This window comes from Pseudomonadota bacterium (genome assembly GCA_039815145.1).
GTDB lineage: Bacteria > Pseudomonadota > Gammaproteobacteria > Steroidobacterales > JBCBZW01 > JBCBZW01.
In genome coordinates, this window is sequence record JBCBZW010000003.1 from 62296 (window position 1) to 77920 (window position 15625).

Sequence of the window (15625 nt, forward strand, 5' to 3'; positions counted from 1 at the left end):
GCCCTGGCGCACGTTGTGCGGACCTGGTTCACGAACGGCGCTCTTGGGGGAACAGATGACCGCTGCCATCGACTGGGATCGGGCGCAGACCGTGCTGCTGGACATGGATGGCACCCTCCTCGACCTGGCCTTCGACAATTTCTTCTGGCGCGAGCTGATCCCTGAGGAGTATGGGCGCCGCGAGGGTCTGTCTCCCGATGCGGCGCGCGACCACGTCTACGCCTCCTACGAAGCGCGCTCCGGTACCCTCGATTGGTACTGCCTGGATCATTGGGAGGAGGCGTTCGGTCTTGATCTGGTTGCGCTCAAGCGCCAGCACCTCGCCGGAGTGTGCTTCTTGCCGGGGGTGGAGGCGTTTCTCGCGGCCCTGGGAGGCGCCGGTCTGCGCCGGGTCATCGCGACCAATGCCCATGGCACCACCCTGACCCTGAAGCTGCAGCAGACTGGGCTTGCCTCGTTGGTCGATGAGGTGCATTCGTCCCACCATCTGGGCGCGGCGAAGGAGGAGCAGGCCTTCTGGCAGGCCTTTCGGCGCAAGCTCGGGTTCGAGCCTGCCAGCACCGTGCTGATCGACGACAACGTAGCGGTGCTGGATGCAGCACACGCCTTCGGTATTGGTCAGTGTCTGGCGATCAGCCAGCCGGATTCCACCCAGCCGCCGCAGGACGCGACGAGCCTTGAGTATCCGTGGGTGGTGGGTGTCGCCGCGTTGACGCCCGCGCTCACGCGGGCGCAGGGAAGCGGTGCTTAGGTCTCGCTAGCCTCGGGGGCGGGCGCGTCGGAGGCCGGGCTGCTACTGCTGGCGTCCTTACTGGCGTTGGTACCCTCATCCTGGCGCGGGCCTGACCGACGCCGCCGGCGCCGACGCTTCTTCTTCGCGCCGTCGCCTGTAGCAGCAGCCTCGGCGGGCGCCGAATCACTCGCTGCGCCGTTCTCGGGGGCGCCGGTCGAGGCGTCTTGCGGTTCCTTGTCCGCGTTGTCGCGGGCGTCGGAGCGTGAACGGCTGCCGCGGCGCGAGCGTCCGCCGCCATCGCCGCGGCCCCCGCGGCGACCCTCCCGCTCTTCGCGGTTGCGCGGTGGGCGACGTGGTGCGCGCTTGACCTCGGCGAGGTCTTCCTGGGGCACCGCATCGACCGGGATGCGGCGGCCGATATAGGCCTCGATGTCCGGCAGGTTCACCGCGTAGTCTTCGCAGCCAAAACTGATGGCATCGCCGAACTCGCCGGCGCGGGCCGTACGCCCGATGCGATGCACGTAGTCCTCCGCGTCCTGCGGAAGATCGTAGTTGATGACGTGCGTGACGCCCGGGATGTGCAGGCCGCGTGAGGCGACATCCGTACCTACTAGAACGCGTAGCTCTCCGCTCTGGAAGGCCTTCAGCATGCTGAGGCGCTTGCGCTGGGGTACATCGCCGGAAATCGCCTGGGCGCTGACACCGTTCACCTCTAGCGTGCGCTGGACCAGATCTGCTGAACGCTTGGTATTGACGAACACCATGGTGCGTGGGGGATCCATACGGCGCAGCATGCCTACCAGTAGCGGAAGCTTCTCCTGGTTGGCAGGGAAGTAGACCACCTGGCGTACGCGATCGGCCGTGATCTTGTCTGGCTCCACGCGCACCAGCTGCGGATCGTTCATGTGCTCGTAGGCCAGCTCCAGGACGCGATGGCCGAGCGTGGCGCTGAACAGCAGATTCAAGCGTTCATCGTGAGGGGGTAGCTTACGCAGCAGGTAGCGAATGTCCTTGATGAAGCCGATGTCGAACATGCGATCGGCCTCGTCCAGCACCAGCACTTGGGCGTGGGTGAGATCGAAGACGCGCTGCTTGAAGTAGTCGATGATCCGTCCGGGCGTGCCGATCAGAATGTCCACGCCCTCTTCGAGCCGCCGGCGCTGCTTCTCGTAGTCCGTGCCGCCAAAGGCGAGGCCGAGCGTGAGGCCCGTGTGGGCGCCGAGTACCTCCGCGTCCGCGTGAATCTGCACGGCGAGCTCGCGGGTGGGGGCCAGCACCATCGCCCGCACCTGCTGGGGCTTGCGGGTCTCGGCAGGGGCGTTCAATAAAAGGTGGTTGAATAGGGCGACGAGGAAGGCGGCCGTCTTGCCGGTGCCGGTCTGCGCCTGACCCGCCACGTCCGTGCCGCCGAGGGCAATCGGGAGTGTATTCGCCTGGATGGGGGTGCAGTTTTCGAAGCCGGCGTCGCGTAGACCCTCGAGAACAGGGGGTGTCAGTTCGAGCTGGTCGAAGCGTAGGTCGCTGAGGTGCTTGTCCGGCATATGGTTGGCGATTGCCTCCAAAAAAAGGGATTTAGTACTTGAAAATCGTCGCAGACACTGGCAAAAATAGGATATCACCGTCGAGCACGGTATGTCCCGCTGCAGCATTTCGTTGCCGCACCGCCATACCCGCTCTCGCTCCGCGGCCCCACTGAGATCATCCAGGCCGAACCCCCTCCCCAGGTCCGAAATCCCGTGTGGGATAGTCGCGTTTTCAAGCGCAATGGCGTGCGGAGCACAACGGAGCAACAAACATCCATTCGCGTCGCTCGGATCCCGTGCCGTCGCGACCAAAAGTCTTACTCCTCGCCGACGCACCGCTCGGAATGCGCGGCACCCATCCTCCTATGCACAACATGAGAACGGACTGTCATCAGTGAGAGGTTATCTCGGATCAGCGGCCCGCAGCGGTCGCGGCAAGTCATCGGGCAACAAGCCCAAGCGTGGCGGCAACCAGGCCGACGGCAACCGGCAGAAGCGGCGCAAGCGCGAGCCGGTTGAGGACGAGCCGAATTTCGACGAGGACATCGACGACACCGAAATTGCGGATCCCGCAGATACGGAAAACGCGATGAATCTCACCGAGCTGAAGCGGATGCCGCCGAACAAGCTCGTGGAGCTTGCCACTTCCCTCGGCCTCGAAGGTATGGCGCGCCTGCGCAAGCAGGACATCATCTTTGCCACCCTCAAGGCGCACGCGAAGAACGGCAAGAATATCCACGGCGACGGCGTGTTGGAGATTCTGCAGGACGGCTTCGGCTTCCTGCGCTCGGCGGACAGCTCCTACCTGGCAGGCCCGGACGATATCTACGTCTCGCCCAGCCAGATCCGGCGCTTCAACCTGCGCACGGGTGACACGATCTCCGGCCTGATCCGCCCGCCGAAGGACGGTGAGCGCTACTTCGCCCTGCTCAAGGTCAGCCAGATCAATCTGGACAAGCCTGAGAACGCGAAGAACAAGGTCCTCTTCGAGAACTTGACGCCCCTGTTCCCGCGCGAGCGCCTGAAGCTCGAAGCGGGCAACGGCAGCACGGAAGACCTCACGGCGCGCATCATCGATATGGTGGCGCCGATCGGTAAGGGCCAGCGCGGCCTGATCGTCTCCCCGCCGAAGGCTGGTAAGACGATGCTGCTGCAGAACATCGCGCACTCGATCGTCAACAACCACCCCGAGTGCTACATCATCGTGCTGCTCATCGACGAGCGACCGGAAGAGGTCACGGAGATGGCTCGCTCCGTGCGCGGCGAGGTGGTCTCCAGTACCTTCGATGAGCCGGCCAGTCGCCACGTGCAGGTGGCGGAGATGGTGATCGAGAAGGCCAAGCGCCTGGTAGAGCACCGTCGCGACGTGGTGATCCTGCTCGACTCCATCACCCGCCTGGCTCGCGCCTACAACACCGTGGTGCCCTCCTCGGGCAAGGTGCTCACCGGTGGTGTGGATGCCAACGCCCTGCATCGCCCGAAGCGGTTCTTCGGCGCTGCGCGCAACATCGAAGAAGGCGGCAGTCTCACGATCATCGCCACGGCGCTGGTCGACACGGGCTCGCGCATGGACGATGTGATCTACGAGGAGTTCAAGGGCACCGGCAACATGGAGATCCACCTGGATCGCCGTATCGCCGAGAAGCGCACCTTCCCGGCGATGAACATCAACCGTTCCGGCACCCGTAAGGAAGAGCTGCTGACCGATCCTGCGGAGCTGCAAAAGCTCTGGGTGCTGCGCAAGCTCCTGCACCCGATGGACGAAATTGCGGCGATCGAGTTCCTGCTCTCGAAGCTGAAGGACACGAAGCTCAACAGCGAGTTCTTCGACGCGATGAAGCGCTGACCGCGCCGGTCAGCCTTCAATGCGCTGAGTAGGCGGTCCGCCTGCTCAGCGCTGCATGGCGCGATGGCCGATATCGCGCCGGTAGTACTTATCCACCCAACTGATCTGTTCGGTCAACGCGTAGGCCCGCTTAGCTGCTTGCGCAACGTCTTCGCCGAGGCCCACGGCGCACAGCACGCGCCCACCGCTCGAGACCACCTGGTCGTCCTGCAGCTTTGTGCCCGCATGGAAGACCTTGCCATCCGCGTCCTCGGTCTCGCTCGCTGGCGGTAGGTCGGTGATGGGCGATCCCTTGGGGTAGTCGCCTGGGTAGCCCTTGCTGGCGAGGACGACGCCGAGGGCCGTGCGCGGGTCCCAGCTCACCGCGTCAGCGAGCTCCCCAAGCCGACCTTGGGCGGCCGCCAGGCAAAGGGCGGCGAGGTCGCTGCGCAGGCGCATCAAGATGGGCTGGGTCTCGGGGTCCCCGAGGCGGCAGTTGAACTCTAGGACCTTCGCCTCGCCCTTGGGGTCGATCATGAGGCCCGCGTAGAGAAACCCGCGGAAGACGACACCGTCCTTCGCGAGACCTTCGATCGCCGGGCGGATGACGTTGCGCATGACACGCTCGTTCACCTCGTCGGTCACCACCGGTGCCGGCGAGTAGGCGCCCATGCCGCCCGTGTTCGGGCCTTGGTCGCCCTCGTCCCGAGCCTTGTGATCCTGGCTCGAGGCGAGGGGCACGATGGTCTCGCCGTCGGTGAGGACGATGAAGCTCGCTTCCTCTCCCTCGAGGAAGGACTCGATCACCACCCGGTGACCCGCATCACCGAAGCAGCCGCCCAGCATGCTCTCCACCGCCTCGCGCGCTTCGTCGAGCGTGCCGGCCACCACCACGCCCTTGCCCGCGGCGAGGCCGTCCGCCTTCACCACCACCGGCGCGCCCACCTCCTCGAGGTAGGCCATGGCGTCGTTGCGGGAGGTGAACACGCGGTGCGCCGCGGTCGGGATGCCGTGGCGGTTCATGAAGGCCTTGGCGTGTTCCTTGGAGGCCTCCAGCTGGGCACCGGCGGCGCCTGGCCCGAGGCAAGGGACGCCCGCGTCGTTGAAGCGGTCGGCGAGGCCTGCCGCGAGGGGGGCTTCGGGACCGATCACCACCAGGCCGATGCCCTCGCGCTTGGCGAAGGCGAGCAGGGCATCGTCCTCCGTTAGCGCCAAGTTGCGGATGCGCGGTTCCAGCGCCGTCCCCGCATTTCCCGGGGCGCAGTAAACCTCGGTAACGCTGGCGCCGCGGGCGAGGCGCCAGGCGAGCGCGTGTTCGCGGCCACCGCTGCCGATCACGAGCACCTTCATGGCAATACCTGTTCGATCAGTGGCGGAAGTGACGATGGCCGGTGAACACCATGGCCATGTCGTGTTCGTTGGCGGCGGCGATCACTTCCTCATCGCGGCGTGATCCGCCCGGTTGGATGACCAGGCGAATACCGTGTTCGGCGGCCGCATCGATGGAGTCGCGGAAGGGGAAGAAGGCGTCCGAGGCCATCACCGCGCCCTGCAGCGATAGGGAGAAGGTGTCCGCCTTGTGTGCGCCGAAGCGTGCGGAGTCGATGCGGCTCGTCTGGCCTGCGCCGATGCCGACGGTCTGGCCGTCGCGCGTGTAGACGATAGCGTTGGACTTGACCCATTTGACCAGCGTCCAGGCGAACAGGAGCTCCTCGAACTCCTCCGCTGCCGGGGCACGCTTGGTGACCACATCGAGTTGGTCAGCGCTCACGCGCAGCAGGTCGCGCGCCTGCACCAGGAGGCCACCGGCGATCGAGCGAATGTCCAGGGCGTCGTGAGCGCTCGCCTGCTGATCGCCAGCGGGCGTGAGCAAGCGCACGTTGGGCTTGCTGGCGAGGGCAGGCAGGGCATCGCTGGCCACGGCGGGGGCGATGATCACTTCCACGAACTGCTTCGCGAGCACCGCCCCGAGCACCTGGGCGTCGATCGGTCGGTTGAAGGCGACGATGCCGCCGAAGTCCGAGGTGGGGTCTGCGGCGAAGGCCCGTTCGTACGCTGCGATGGGCGAGTCGGCGATGGCGGCGCCGCAGGGGTTGGCGTGCTTGACGATGACGCACGCGCAGCCCTCGATCTCCCGGGCACAGCCATCGGCGGTTTGCGTATCGACGATGTTGTTGTAGGAGAGTGGCTTACCCGCGTGCTGCAAAAAACCGGCGATCCCGGGAGCGCCGTCCGCCTGGTAGATGGCGGCAGCTTGATGGGGGTTCTCGCCGTAGCGCAGTTGCGAAGCGCGGGAGAACTGCAGGGAGAGTTCGGCGGGAAGCGTGACTTGCTCGACTTCCGGCGAGTCCTCGGCGCATGCTGCTTCGAGGTAACTTGCGATGGTGCGGTCGTAGGCTGCCGTGTGGGCGAAGGCGCGGGCGCTGAGGCGTCGTCGGGTTTTTGCGCTGACGGTGCCCGTTTGCTCCAGCTCGTCCAGGACCGGTGAGTAGTCAACGGGGTCTACCAGCACGATTACGTGCTCGTGGTTCTTCGCCGCCGCGCGCAGCATGGCCGGGCCGCCGATATCGATCTGCTCCACCGCTTCTTCGAAGGTGCAGCCCGGTCGCGCGATGGTCTTGGCGAAGGGGTAGAGGTTAACTACTACGATAGCCAAAGGGTCGATCGCATGGGCGGCGAGCGTGTCCGCGTCCTGCGCCCCGCGGGCGAGAATGCCGCCGTGGATCTTCGGGTGCAGAGTTTTCACCCGGCCGCCGAGAATTTCGGGGAAGCCCGTGTGTTCGCTGACGCCGGTGACGGTGACCCCGGCTTCTCGCAAGGTCTTGGCGGTGCCGCCCGTCGAGAGAATCTCAAAGCCAAGGCGCGCGATGCGCTCAGCGAGGGGGGCAACGCCTTCCTTGTCGCTGACGCTGATCAGCGCCTTTGCCGTGGAGTCGCTCAACGGATGTCGCAGAGACGGAGCTTCTTGCGCAAGGTGCCGCGGTTGATCCCGAGGATCTCCGCTGCTCGGGTCTGATTGCCTCGGGTGTGTTCGAGCACCACGCGCAGGAGTCCGCGTTCAACCTGGTTGATGAACAGGTCGTAGACGCCTGATGTGTCGTGCCCCTCGAGTTGGTGGAAGAAGCGCTCGCTGATCTGTCGCGTCAGCTCCTCCAACGATTCCCCTCTCTCCGCGTTCGTGACCGAGCCGATCAGTGCTTGCTCGTGATGCGAAGACGCAATTTCTCCGGGTGTGGCAATCGACACCAGCATCTACCCCCTATTGGTACCTAGTCCGTTTTTCTCGTTGTCGCAGCGCTACCGCAGGTGAGGCCACCCACTCCCCTAGGGGACCCCTGGCAGCGCAGCGTCGGGCGATGTTAGCACGATTGATCCGCGCTACTTCAAGGCCGCGAGAGGGCGTTGACGGCGCTGTGGATCACCTGTGCACAAGCTTGTGAATAGCTTGTGCTGGCGTGTGGAAAGGCATGGGAAAACACGGGGATTCACGCGCGCCTGGCGATATCGTGCGGGCCCGTGGCAGCCCCGTGCGCAACTGCTCGACCTGTCGGTCGGCAATCATCGCGTTGGGAAGCTAGCATTATCGTTTAGTGGGGGATTCGCCACAGTCCAGCTGGCCGTCGACGGCCGGCAGACAGATATCCAGGGTGTAGGCCTCGGGTGCCGCGTTCTGCGCGGTGACGCGGGCGCTGGCATCGATGCGCTCGTCCGGGCCCAGGTAGCGCTCCGGGGCGCGTCCCGGGGCGAGGTAGTCGCTCGGCGCGAGCGTGCGGCTGGCGACGGGGCGTCCCCAGCGGTCCTCTAAGATCAGGCGTAGGTGAGGCAGGGGCTGGGGCACGCTGGCGTCGTTGGTGACTTCCGCTTTCACCTCGAGCACCTGCGGGGTCGTTGCATCGCCAAGGGTATCCACCAGCAAGCGCGGTCGATCCACGAAGCGGTAGCGGGTGACGTCGTAGGTGATGTCGACGGGGCTGCCGAGTCGCTCGTTGAGGGCGAGCAACGGGCCGTTCAGCCAAGCGACCTGTACCCACTGGTCGCGCCAGTACAGGGCGACCTGGCCCACCGCCACCACCAGCATCATCGCCCCGAGCATGCCCCAGAGCACGGTCGACACCAGGCCCGGTCCGCCCTTCGACTCGCCGAGCAGGCCGTCCAGTTCCCCGGTCTCCTCGTCGTATCTCGGGGCGGGCGCGGAGGGGGCGTCGATATCGATCGTGATCTCATCCCCTTGGCTCAAGGACTCATCCAGGAGGTCCAGGGCGACCAGCTTGCCCCCGGTGTCCAGGGCCTCGGTGGTTACCGGCTCGTCGTAGCGGGCGACCAACGGCTCGTCCTCGTCGAGGGCAGAGGACTCGCTGCTGATGGAGGGGGCGTGGTCGTCGTCGTAGGGGAGGTCTGCCGCGAGCGATGGGTGGTCTGCATCGCTCGGCATGGGCTCATCGGGGTGCTGCTGGTCGGGTGCGGGGGGCGCGTCGGTATCGTCGATGCCCTCGCGAAGGCTTTCCCGCGCGTTGAAGGTCTCGCCGCACACGCCGCAGCGCACGGCACCGTTGGCCAGGCCGAGCTGCTCGAGGGTGATCTCGAAGACCGCGCCGCACGCGGTGCAGGTGGTATAGAGTTCGTGCGCCGCCACTAGAGTCCTGTCCGAGGTGTGCTCGGGGGAGCGCGATCGCGCCGCCCACCAGGGTCTATCATGCCAGCTCTCGTGACGCGTTGCGTGGGCCGTCAAGCGCCCTTGCGCACGCCTGCCACGCGTGCCCATTGCTCGTCGATCGCCTCCGTCCCGACCTCGAACCAAGGCGCGTACGCGTTCGCCACCGCGTCGGCTTGCTCGCGCAGGATGCCGGCGAGCTTCAACTGACCGGCTGGCCGGGTCAGGGTGGCGAGGCGCGAGGCCAGGGAGATGAGGGGGCCGGCGAGGATATTGGCCACCACGATGTCGTAAGCGCCGGCGCTCAGCGGCGCGGGCGCCATGACCGCCAAGCGCTCGCGCACGCCGTTGTTGCGAGCGTTCTCCTCGGTGGCGAGCAGCGCTTGGGGATCGAGATCCACCGCACAGACGCGAGTCGCGCCCAGCTTTGCAGCGGCCACGCTCAGGATGCCCGAGCCGCACCCGTAATCGAGCATGCGCGTGCCCGGCGCGCGCAACGCCGCGGCGTGGGCGTCGAGCCAGCGCAGGCAGCTCGCGGTGCTGGGATGTGTGCCGGTGCCGAAGGCGAGGCCCGGGTCGAGGCGCACGATGACGGGCGACTCTCCTTCCGAGCCAGTGCCCGTCGCCGCTTCGGCGTCTGCGTGCTGGGGCAGTACCCACAGGCGCTCGCCGAAGCGCATGGGCTTGAAGTGCACCATCCATTCGCGAACCCAGTCCCGATCGGCGAGGCTCTCGTCGATCTGAAACTCCCGATGAGGGAAGCGGCGGGCGAGTTCGGGACGCAGGGCGTCGAGACCTGCCCCGCGCTCGAAGAGCGCCCGGAGGCGCGTGCGTTGCCAGCGCGGGGTGGTGCCGGGTGCGGGCTCCAGGATGGGTTCGTCACCCGCATCCTCAGCGGTGACGGAGAGGGCCCCGAGTTCGAACAGGGCCTCCTCCAGGGCGTCCAACTCCTCGCGCGCGGCGACGACGACGATCTGTGGCCAGCGCTCGCTCAACTCGGGCGCGCCTTACAGCCCCAGTCGCTTCTCGAGGTAGTGGATATCCGTGCCGCCGGCGTTGAAGGCCGCGTGGGTGAGGATCTCTTCCTGCAGCGGGATGTTGGTCTTGATGCCCTCGATCACCATTTCGCTCAGGGCGTTGCGCATCCGCGCAAGCGCCTCCTCGCGGCTGGAGCCGTGGGTCAAGAGCTTGCCGATCATCGAGTCGTAGAACGGAGGCACCGTGTACCCGCTGTACACGTGCGAGTCCACGCGCACGCCCGGACCGCCCGGCGGGTGCCACTGGTTGATGCGACCTGGCGAGGGCGTGAAGTTCTCCGGGTCTTCCGCGTTGATACGGCACTCGATCGCGTGCCCGCGCAAGACCACGTCTTCCTGCTTGTACTGCAGCTCCTCGCCCGCGGCCATGCGCAGCTGCTCCTTCACGATGTCGATGCCCGTGACCAACTCCGTGACCGGATGCTCCACCTGCACGCGGGTGTTCATCTCGATGAAGAAGAACTCGCCGTCCTCGTAGAGGAACTCGAAGGTGCCGGCGCTGCGATAGCCGATGCGGCGGCAGGCTTCCACGCACACCTCACCCATCTCGTTGCGCAGCTTCTCGGAGATGCCGGGCGCCGGTGCCTCCTCGATCACCTTCTGGTGTCGACGCTGCATGGAGCAATCGCGCTCGCCGAGGTGGATCACGTTGCCGTGGTTGTCCGCCAGCACCTGGAACTCCACGTGGCGCGGGTGCTCGAGGAAGCGTTCCGCGTACACCATGTCGTTGCCGAAGGCAGCGCCCGCCTCGCTGCGGGTCATCTGGATGGCGCCGAGCAGGGCAGCTTCGCTGTGCACGACGCGCATGCCGCGGCCGCCGCCGCCGCCGGCCGCCTTCACGATCAGCGGGAAGCCGATGTCGCGGCAGATGCGCAGGTTTTCGTCCGGGTCGTCGCCAAGGGGGCCGTCCGAACCGGGCACGCAGGGCACGCCAGCCGCTTTCATCGCATCCTTCGCTGAGACCTTATCGCCCATCAGGCGAATCGTGTCCGCCTTCGGTCCGATGAACACGAAGCCGCTGCGCTCCACCCGCTCGGCGAAGTCGGCGTTCTCCGAGAGAAAGCCGTAGCCCGGGTGAATGCCGACGGCGTCGGTCACCTCGGCAGCGGCGATCAGCGCCGGCATGTTGAGGTAGCTGTCCGTCGAGCGGGCAGGGCCTATGCAGACCGACTCGTCCGCCAACAGCACGTGGGTGAGATTGCGGTCGGCCGTGGAGTGCACGGCCACGGTCTTGATGCCGAGTTCGCGACAGGCGCGCAGCACGCGCAGGGCGATTTCGCCACGGTTGGCGATGACCACCTTATCCAGCATGAGAGCTTCTCCGGTGGGGTCAGTCGCGAATGACGAAAAGGGGCTGGTCGAACTCCACCGGCTCGCCGTTGGTGGCGAGGACGGCGGCGATCGTACCGGCCTTGTCGGCCTCGATCTGGTTCATCATCTTCATCGCTTCGATGATGCAGAGCGTGTCGCCCACGTTGACCTTCTTGCCCACCTCGGCGAAGGCCGGGCTGCCCGGCGAGGGGGACGCGTAGAAGGTACCCACCATTGGCGCGTTCACCGAGTGGCCCGCGGGGATGTCCGAGTCATCGCTGGCAGCGGCGGCCTCGGGCGCGGCGGCGGGGGCAGGCGCGGGTGCGGCGGCGGGCATCGGCATGCCCGGCGCCGTAGCGTAATACTGAGGCGGCGGTGCAACGGCGGGCGACTGGGCGTAACGGCTGATGCGCACCGCTTCCTCGCCCTCGGTGATCTCGATTTCCGCGATGCCGGACTCTTCTAGCAGTTCAATGAGTTTTTTTACTTTTCGAATATCCATTGGGTGCTTTCCTGTGCGTGCGCGCCTCGGTCAAGGAAGCCGCTTCGCCGCCGCCTGGAGGGCCAGCTCGTAGCCAACCGGTCCAAGGCCGATCACCGTGCCCACCGCGATGTCGCAGAGGTAGGAGTGATGGCGGAACGACTCTCGCGCGAAGATGTTGCTCAGATGAATCTCGATGAACGGCACGCTGACGCTCAAAAAGGCGTCGCGCAATGCGATGCTCGTGTGGGTGAAGGCCCCCGGATTGATGAGCACGAAGTCGGTCGCCGTGGCGCCCGCTTGGTGAACCGCATCGATCAGGGCACCTTCGTGGTTGCTCTGTACACAATCGAGGGTGATGCCCAATGCGTCCGCCTGCGCGCGGAGCCGGCTTTCGATATCCCCCAGGGTGTCCGTTCCGTAGACCTCTGGTTCGCGACTGCCGAGTAGGTTCAGGTTGGGACCGTTGATCAGCAGGATGCGAGCCATATAGCCGCCGTTAAGTTTTTTTCGTGAACGTTCGCAGCCAGTTTAACCGCGTTCTGCCGAGCGGTGAAAGTGTTGCAAGGAATTTGCGACGCCGGCCACGATCGGGGCGGCGTAAGGGGCGGATCAGAGCACTTCGGCGAGCAGCCGCTGGGCGTCTTCTTCCGTGAGTTCGCCTACGTGGCCGGCCACGATCTGGCCGGCACGATTCACCGCGGCGGTGAAGGGCAGCGCGGTAGTCGGTGCGCCGAAGGCGACCATGGCGTCGATACCCTCCTGCTCGCCGACCATGATCGGATAGTCGATGCCGAAGGCCTGCGCCATCTCCCGGGTCGGTACCAGCTCGTCGATGGCGATACCGACGATCTCGAGGTCGTCTTGCGCATGGACTTCACGTAGCTCGATCAGCAACGGGATTTCCTTGCGGCAGGGCCGACACCAGGTAGCCCAGAAGTTGACCAGCAGGGGCTGGCCCTTGAAGTCGGCCAGATTCACCGTGGCCTCATCGAGGCCCGTGAGGGCGATGGCCGGCATCGGCTGCCCTTCATCCGCACCAGCACTCGCATCGGCCGGCGCAGCGTCCGCCTGCCCGGCATCTGCGGGCGCCTCCGAGAGGGTACGGTCGGCGAGGAACGCCCCGGCGCCGAGGGCGACCAGGGCGAGGGCGAATCCGGCGGTCTTCACGCGGTCCATGCGGTGGGCGGTTCCTGCTGGTTAGCGGTCGAGGTCAGCAGAGGATAGGCGGGTGGCGCCGTCCTTGCTATCGCCCGAGCCCGCAGCCACCACGGCGCTCACATGGGCCTGGAAGCGCTCGGCGGGCATGAACCCGACCACGCGAGCGTTGCGCAGCTCCTGACCGTCCAGGGCGAAGAAGGCGATCGTGGGCGGGCCGTAGATGCCGAAGTACTTCAGCAGCGCTTTGTCGTCTGCGTTGTTCGCCGTCACGTCTGCTTGCAGGAGCACGGCCCCGTTGAGGGCGGCCTGCACGCTGGCATCGGTGAAGGTGTGCTTTTCCATCTCCTTACAGGAGGTGCACCAGTCGGCGTAGAAGTCGAGCATCACGAGCTGGCCCGCAGCGCCGGCGCGGGCGACTTCCGATTCCAGCTCCGTCACCGATGCGATACGCGTGAAGTCCAGGTGGTCGGCGTCGTGTCGGCGCAGGGGGTCGAGGGGATCGGTGCTGCCGACCAGCAGGAGACCACCCAGGAGCACGGCCCCGTAGGCGGCCAGGGCACCGCCTGCGATGCGTACGCCGGCGGGGGTGGTGGTGCCGGCGTGCCCGAAGGGCGGGAAGCTGCCGAAGGCCAGGCCGCCGCCGATACCGAGCGCCGCCCATAGCCCCATCGTGACGCCGGCCGGGAGAACGCGGCTCAGCATCAACACGGATACGGCCAGCATGCCGATGCCGAAGAAGATCTTCACCCGCTCCATCCAGGCGCCGGCGCGGGGCAGCAGCTTGCCGGCAGATGTACCGTAGGCGACCAGAGGAGCGCCCATGCCGAGGCCCAGAGCGAACAAGGCGATGCCGCCACGCACTGGGTCACCGCCCTGGCCGATCACGATCAGCGCGCTGGCGAGCGGTGCGGCCATGCACGGCCCGACGATCAAGGCCGAGAGGGCGCCCATGGCGGCGACGCCGACCAGCGACCCGCCTTCCTGGCGATTGCTCAGCGCCATCAAACGGCTTTGGATGCCTGTCGGCATCTGCAGCTCGTAGACGCCGAACATGCTGAGCGACAGCACGGCGAACAGGCCGGCGAAGGAGATCAGTACCACAGGGTGCTGGAAGGCTGCTTGCAGGTTGGCGCCGAGCATCGCCGTGACCACGCCGGCCACCGTGTAGGTGGACGCCATCGCCAGCACGTAGGCCATGGAGAGCGTGAACGCCCTCTGGGTGCTGGTGGTTCCGCCGTTGTCACTGCCCTGCTGGCCGATGATGATGCCCGACAGGATCGGGAACATCGGGAAGACGCACGGCGTGAAGGCGAGCAGAAGGCCGAAGCCGAAGAAGATACCGATCATGTAGAGCAGATTGCCCTCAGTGATCGTCTGTACGAGGAGGTTCTGCTCAGAGGCGGGCAAGCCCCCATCACCGCCGCCGAGGCTGGCATCGACGCGGTAGGTGCCACCGGGCGTGCCGCCGTCGCCGATGGCGGGCAGCAGCACGAGCGACTCGGTCTGCGAGGGCGGATAGCAGATGCCCTGTTCGGCGCAGCCTTGGTAGTCGGCGCGCAGGGTGAACTCCACCGCGCCGCGATCCTCACGGCTAACGGGAACGATTGCTTCGGCTCGGTCGTGGAACACGGCAACGAGGCCGAAGTGTTCATCGTGCTTGGCCTCGCCGTTCGCCAGCTGGGCCGGTTGCAGCTCTATGCCGGGCGCATCGGTCTCGAAGGCGAACTTGTCGCGGTAGAGGTAATAGCCGTCGGCGATGGTCCACACGGCGCGTACGGTGAAAGCGTCGACGATCTCCGTATGGAAGGCGAAGGCCTGCTCGGGCGGAAGGTACTCGTCGCCGGTGATGTTGATGCCGCCGCTCGCCGACGAGCCGGTGAGGCCGGCGCCGAGGGCGTCAGCGAGGGGGTCGGCCAGGGGGGTAGCGATACCGTCCGCGGCCGGGGCTACGCCGCCGAGGCTGCCAGGATCCAAGAGGTTGGCGCCCTGAGCGGCGCTTGCGGCGGGCAGGGCGACGTCAGCGGTCCAGGTCTCCGGGGGGTAGCACAAGCCGATGTCAGCGCAGCCTTGGGAGCGGATCTCCAGACTCAGGGCATCGGTGCCCGCCGTCGCCTCGTAGGGAATGGTGACCTGCGCTTGCTTGCGGTAGATCTCCACCTCGCCGAAGAACTCATCGTCCTTCACTTTGCCCTTGGAGAAGGCCACTTCGCCGAGCGCCACGCCGGTGGTGGCCGTCGAATAGCGCATGCGACCGCGGTACATGTAGTACCCAGGCTCGATGTCCCAGCGCACGGTGATCTGCTCGGCGTCGGCGCTCACCTCGTAGCGGAACGCCTCTTGGGGAGACAGAATGTCTTCCTCCGCCTGCACGGGGAGGCTGGCGCCGAGGCCCAGGGCCAGGCTCCCTCCGAGGAGGGGGAGCAGACCGCGAGCGAGGCGGAGCGAAGCGGCAAAATTGGCGAATTTGCTCATAGTGTTCCTCTATCGCTGCCCGAGGTCGTCGCGCGCTGGTGCGCTCACTCGGACGGCGGCTGGCTTTCGGCGACCACCCAGTCAATATAAGCCGTCAGCCCCTCCAAGACAGGGACTGCAATCACTTCCGGAAGTTCGTAAGGGTGCAACTCCCGGATTCTGTCGGCTAACGCGCTGACGCGCGTGGCTGCGGTCTTAATCAGCAGTAATACTTCACGATCTCGCGCGATCTTCCCCTGCCATCGGTAGGTGGAGACCCCCGCCGGCATGACGTTCACGCAGGCGGCGAGCTGCTCCTCGACCAGGGCGTCGGCGATGGCCTGCGCGTGGTCGGGTGGGCAGGTGCTCAAGACCAACCGAATCGGCGGCGACGGCGATGTCACGGACCGGACCTCTCGTGAGTGGCCTCGAAGGGTGCGCGAGACTACAAG

Annotated in this window: 13 protein-coding genes and 1 pseudogene; 2 read left to right on the forward strand and 12 right to left on the reverse strand. The window is 66.3% G+C overall.

What is annotated here, in order from left to right; all coding sequences use genetic code 11:
- Positions 1 to 55 precede the first annotated feature (55 nt).
- Positions 56 to 751, forward strand: coding sequence for a GMP/IMP nucleotidase (gene yrfG, locus AAF184_02090; protein ID MEO0421096.1), 696 nt, complete (start codon positions 56 to 58; stop codon positions 749 to 751).
- Here yrfG and AAF184_02095 read toward each other — a convergent pair.
- A complete protein-coding gene (locus AAF184_02095; GenBank protein MEO0421097.1) occupies positions 748 to 2274 on the reverse strand; it encodes a DEAD/DEAH box helicase in 1527 nt (508 codons plus the stop codon). The genes yrfG and AAF184_02095 overlap by 4 nt on opposite strands.
- 571 nt (positions 2275 to 2845) lie before the next feature.
- Here AAF184_02095 and rho point away from each other — a divergent pair.
- The gene (rho, locus tag AAF184_02100; protein MEO0421098.1) at positions 2846 to 4102 is read left to right on the forward strand and encodes a transcription termination factor Rho; all 1257 of its coding nucleotides are present in this window, start codon (positions 2846 to 2848) and stop codon (positions 4100 to 4102) included.
- Between the two features lie 45 nt (positions 4103 to 4147).
- Here rho and purD read toward each other — a convergent pair whose 3' ends face one another.
- The 11 genes and pseudogenes from purD to cutA all read right to left on the reverse strand — a co-directional run bounded on the left by purD (position 4148) and on the right by cutA (position 15577).
- Positions 4148 to 5431 (reverse strand): phosphoribosylamine--glycine ligase, encoded by a 1284-nt coding sequence (gene purD, locus AAF184_02105; GenBank protein ID MEO0421099.1) that lies wholly within the window; start codon positions 5429 to 5431, stop codon positions 4148 to 4150.
- A 16-nt stretch (positions 5432 to 5447) separates the two neighbouring features.
- Positions 5448 to 7022, reverse strand: coding sequence for a bifunctional phosphoribosylaminoimidazolecarboxamide formyltransferase/IMP cyclohydrolase (gene purH, locus AAF184_02110; GenBank protein ID MEO0421100.1), 1575 nt, complete (start codon positions 7020 to 7022; stop codon positions 5448 to 5450).
- Positions 7019 to 7204, reverse strand: a pseudogene (locus AAF184_02115) (helix-turn-helix domain-containing protein). Before AAF184_02115 ends, purH begins: the two are co-directional and overlap by 4 nt.
- Before the next feature lie 457 nt (positions 7205 to 7661).
- A complete protein-coding gene (locus AAF184_02120; protein ID MEO0421101.1) occupies positions 7662 to 8714 on the reverse strand; it encodes a DUF3426 domain-containing protein in 1053 nt (350 codons plus the stop codon).
- 92 nt (positions 8715 to 8806) lie between these two features.
- A complete protein-coding gene (gene prmA, locus AAF184_02125; protein MEO0421102.1) occupies positions 8807 to 9727 on the reverse strand; it encodes a 50S ribosomal protein L11 methyltransferase in 921 nt (306 codons plus the stop codon).
- A gap of 12 nt (positions 9728 to 9739) precedes the next feature.
- Entirely contained in the window at positions 9740 to 11080 is a 1341-nt protein-coding gene (gene accC, locus AAF184_02130; GenBank protein ID MEO0421103.1) for an acetyl-CoA carboxylase biotin carboxylase subunit, read from the reverse strand.
- Between the two features lie 19 nt (positions 11081 to 11099).
- Complete coding sequence (gene accB, locus AAF184_02135; GenBank protein ID MEO0421104.1) at positions 11100 to 11582, reverse strand: acetyl-CoA carboxylase biotin carboxyl carrier protein; 483 nt, start codon at positions 11580 to 11582, stop codon at positions 11100 to 11102.
- A 30-nt stretch (positions 11583 to 11612) separates the two neighbouring features.
- Entirely contained in the window at positions 11613 to 12050 is a 438-nt protein-coding gene (gene aroQ, locus AAF184_02140; GenBank protein MEO0421105.1) for a type II 3-dehydroquinate dehydratase, read from the reverse strand.
- Between the two features lie 123 nt (positions 12051 to 12173).
- Positions 12174 to 12740, reverse strand: a complete 567-nt coding sequence (locus tag AAF184_02145) for a TlpA disulfide reductase family protein (protein MEO0421106.1) — start codon at positions 12738 to 12740, stop codon at positions 12174 to 12176.
- Between the two features lie 21 nt (positions 12741 to 12761).
- Positions 12762 to 15194, reverse strand: coding sequence for a protein-disulfide reductase DsbD (gene dsbD / locus AAF184_02150; protein ID MEO0421107.1), 2433 nt, complete (start codon positions 15192 to 15194; stop codon positions 12762 to 12764).
- A 44-nt stretch (positions 15195 to 15238) separates the two neighbouring features.
- Positions 15239 to 15577 (reverse strand): divalent-cation tolerance protein CutA, encoded by a 339-nt coding sequence (cutA, locus tag AAF184_02155; GenBank protein MEO0421108.1) that lies wholly within the window; start codon positions 15575 to 15577, stop codon positions 15239 to 15241.
- Between the last annotated feature and the right edge of the window lie 48 nt (positions 15578 to 15625).